The 3,776-nt window shown below is 62.8% G+C and carries 4 protein-coding genes; 2 read left to right on the forward strand and 2 right to left on the reverse strand.

Translation table 11 applies throughout. The features are described 5' to 3' along the window. Positions 1–172 precede the first annotated feature (172 nt). Entirely contained in the window at positions 173–730 is a 558-nt protein-coding gene (locus tag EN964_RS28180; protein WP_127267219.1) for a fasciclin domain-containing protein, read from the forward strand. A 212-nt stretch (positions 731–942) separates the two neighbouring features. After that, a complete protein-coding gene (gene msrB, locus EN964_RS28185) occupies positions 943–1,446 on the forward strand; it encodes a peptide-methionine (R)-S-oxide reductase MsrB (protein ID WP_127267220.1) in 504 nt (167 codons plus the stop codon). Positions 1,447–1,622: 176 nt separating this feature from the next. Here msrB and EN964_RS28190 read toward each other — a convergent pair whose 3' ends face one another. Further along, positions 1,623–3,221, reverse strand: coding sequence for a DHA2 family efflux MFS transporter permease subunit (locus EN964_RS28190; RefSeq protein ID WP_127267221.1), 1,599 nt, complete (start codon positions 3,219–3,221; stop codon positions 1,623–1,625). A 20-nt stretch (positions 3,222–3,241) separates the two neighbouring features. Beyond that, a partial coding sequence (locus EN964_RS28195) for an HlyD family secretion protein (protein WP_164776039.1) occupies positions 3,242–3,776 on the reverse strand: 535 nt, incomplete at its 5' end.

The following is a 3,776-nucleotide window of genomic DNA, read 5'->3' on the forward strand; positions in this document are numbered from 1 at the left end:
CCTTCCACGCCCGTAGACAGCATGGTAGCCGGCAAGCGGTTGCGTGGCAAAATCTCTTCGGCATCCCGGATAAAATAAAAAATAAGAATATTTCTGAAACTCCCGCACTTCTGTTCCGTATCTCCTCGCGTCCCCAAAAATGGGAAGAGAAAAACCCGAGGAGTTTGACATCATGCGTAGATACGCCACCCTTTTGCTCGCCGGTACGATCGCCGTTTCGGCCCTTGCCACCGCTGCCTATGCCGAAAACCCGATGGTTGGCGGCGCCGCGATGTATGCTAACAAAAACATCGTCGAGAACGCCGTGAACTCGAAGGACCACACCACGCTGGTCGCCGCCGTGAAGGCCGCCGGCCTTGTCGAGACACTGCAGGGCGCCGGTCCGTTCACCGTGTTCGCTCCGACCAACGAGGCCTTCGCGGCCCTTCCGGCCGGGACGGTCGAGACGCTGCTCAAACCTGAAAACAAGGACAAGCTCACCAAGATCCTGACCTGCCATGTCATCGGCGCCAAGGCGATGGGGGCGGATGTCGCCGCGATGGCCAAGGCTGACGGCGGCGCCCACAAGGTCAAGACGGTCGGCGGCTGCGAGCTGTCGCTCAAGGCCGACGGCGGCAAGGTCACCGTCACCGACGAGAGCGGCAATGTCGCCAATGTGACGATCGCCGATGTCGAACAGTCCAATGGCGTCATCCACGTCATCGACAAGGTTCTTTTGCCGAAGATGTAACAAGGGGATTGCTGCCGGCGAACTGGCAGCAAGGGCCCTCCGTCGATTGCACGATCCCGCTACCGTGATCCGCAATTGACCCGCGCACTCCGCGCCGCCCATATTCGGATGTGGGAGGGCGCGGAGTGTTCGTTCGAGGGGGCTACCGTCACCGGCTTTTGATTTCCGCGCGGCGGTATAGTTTGGCAAAAGGACATCAGGAGGAACCGGTCATGAACCGTCGCGACTTTCTTTTGAGCGGTGCCGCCGCCATCGGCGTCGTCGGGGCCGCAGCAACGATGCTGCGCATGGGCGATCCGCAGGCAGCACAGGCCGCCGAAAAATTCGAAGTCACCAAGACCGACGCCGAGTGGAAAGCCATCCTGTCGCCGGCCGCCTTCGACGTGCTGCGCAAGGAAGGCACGGAGTATCCCGGCACCAGCCCGCTGCTCAACGAACACCGTAAGGGCATCTTCGCCTGTGCCGGCTGCGACCTGCCGGTCTATTCGTCGGAGACGAAATTCGATTCCGGCACCGGCTGGCCGAGCTTCTGGCAAGAGATCCCCAAGGCTATCGGCACGACCGTGGACCGCTCGCTCGGCATGACGCGCACCGAGGCGCATTGCCGCCGCTGCGGCGGCCATCTCGGCCACGTCTTCGACGACGGTCCGGCGCCGACCGGCCTGCGCCACTGCATCAACGGCGTCGCGCTGACCTTCAAGCCCGCCACAGCCTGACAAATTCCAACTGGATATGAAAAACTCCGGGCTTGCGGCCCGGAGTTTTTTGCGCGGTCAGAGCTTTTTCGGGCGTGGACTGGAGGAGCTTCCCGAAACAGCTGCCCACGTATCTCTGTCTTGTCGCAATTCCTGACGGAAAACCGCCTTACACTTTTCCTGGAATTGCTCCGGTATCAGTGGCCGCCGCCACCACCTCCACCCGCCGCCGCGGCCGGCTTGCGGATCAACATGGTGAACAGGCCAAGCGTCGCAAACAGCACCGTCAGCATGAAGAACACATCCATGAATGACAGCAGCGCCGCCTGCTGCTGGACCATGCCCGACAGCTTGGAGATGGCAGCACTTGTCGCATCCAGGCCGGGGGTTTGCTCGAAATTGAGCGTCATGTTCTGCAGCTTGGTCTGCGCGGCTTCACTGCCCCATTGCACATGCTCGGAGAGCCTTGCGTAGTGGAAGGCATTGCGGTCGATCAGCACGGTGTTGATCAGCGCGAGGCCAACCGCACCGCCAAGGTTGCGGGTGAGATTGAACAGGCCGGACGCATTCTTCAGCCGCTCGGGCGGCAAGGTGCCGAGCGCGATGTTGTTGATCGGCACCATGCACAGCATCATCGAACAGCCGCGCAGGATCTGCGGGATGAGCAGCTCGTTGAAATCCCAGTCGGCGGTCAGATGCGTCATCCACCAGGTGCCGGTGGCGAAGCCGAAGAAGCCGATCATCATCATCAGCCGCGGGTCCATCTTGTTCGACAGGATGCCCGAGATCGGCGCGGTGAAGAACATGGCCAGGCCGCTGACGAACAGCGCCTCGCCGATCATCATCGAATCGTAGCCACGGATGCGCCCGAGATACACCGGGTAGAGATAGGTCAGGCCGTAAAGGCCGATGCCGATGACGAAGGAAAACAGCGAGCCGAAGGCGAAGTTGATGTTGGTGAAGGCCTTCAGGTCGACGATCGGCTCCTCGGCGGTGAACACCCGCCAGAAGAACAGCACCGCGCCGATGGTCATGACAATGGCGCAGATGAAGACGCCCTGGTCCTGCAGCCAGTCATTGTTGGGGCCTTCCTCGAGCACATATTCCATGCAGCCCAGGAAAGCCGCCATGCCGGCGAGGCCCCACCAGTCGAACTTGCTGAACAGCTTGAGGTTGGGCTTGTCGAAGTCGATCAGCGTCCAGGCCGCCGCTGTCACCAGGATGCCGGGCACGACATTGACCAGGAACAGCCAGTGCCAGGACATGGCATGGCTGATATAGCCGCCGACAGTCGGGCCGATGGTCGGCGCCAACGTCGCCACCAGGCCGATCATCGGCGAGACGAAGGCGCGGCGCGAGGGCGGGAAGATGGTGAAGGCAGCGGCGAAGACGCTCGGTATCATGCCGCCGCCGATGAAGCCCTGGACGGCGCGGTAGACAATCATCTGGTCGATGTTGGTGGCAGTCGCCGCCAGCGCACTGGCCGCGGTGAAGCCCGCCGCCGAGATCGTGAACAGCACCCGCGTCGACAGCATCCGGCTGAGGAAGCCCGACAGCGGGATCATCACCACTTCGGCGATCAGATAGGCGGTCTGCACCCACGGGATTTCGTCGGAGCTGGCGCTCAGGCCGGCCTGGATTTCCGACAGCGAGGCGGAGACGATCTGGATATCGAGGATGGCCATGAACATGCCGAACACCATCGCCAGGAAGGCGATGACGCGCCGCGTCGAAATGGTGTCAGGCACAGCCGGCCTCGCCGGCGGCGCTCCTGCTGTCAGGGTTGCGGTTGCCATGGCATTGCTCCCGTCGCCGCTCAGTTCGCGGCCACTGGGCCCGACCCGGATGGGGCGGTGCGGCTGTCGACGTCGACGATGACGCTCAGGCCGGCGCGCAGTTTGCCGCTCTTCAGGACATCTGCGGGCACATCGATGCGGACCGGAACGCGCTGCACGACCTTGGTGAAGTTGCCGGTGGCGTTTTCGGGCGGCAGCAGCGAGAACACGGCACCCGAAGCCGGCGCCAGCGACGAGACGGTTCCCTCGAAGTCCTGGCCGTCGGTCGCATCGACCGAGATCTTCACCTTCTCTCCGGGCACCAGCCGGGCAAGCTGCGTCTCCTTGAAGTTGGCGACGATGTAGAGCTTGTCCATCGGCACGATGACGGCGAGCTTCTGGCCGGGGCTGACAAGGTCGCCCTGTTCGACCGAGCGGTTGCCGACGATGCCGTCATAAGGCGCCTTGAGCACGGTGAAGGAAAGATCGCGCAGCGCCTTGTCATGGCTGAGCTGCAGGGACGCCAGCGTGCTCGCCGATTCCGCGCGTTGCGCCTGCAGCACGCCGATATTGGCC

Origin of the sequence: Mesorhizobium sp. M7A.F.Ca.CA.001.10.2.1, assembly GCF_003998575.1 — a bacterium.
Lineage (GTDB): Bacteria > Pseudomonadota > Alphaproteobacteria > Rhizobiales > Rhizobiaceae > Mesorhizobium.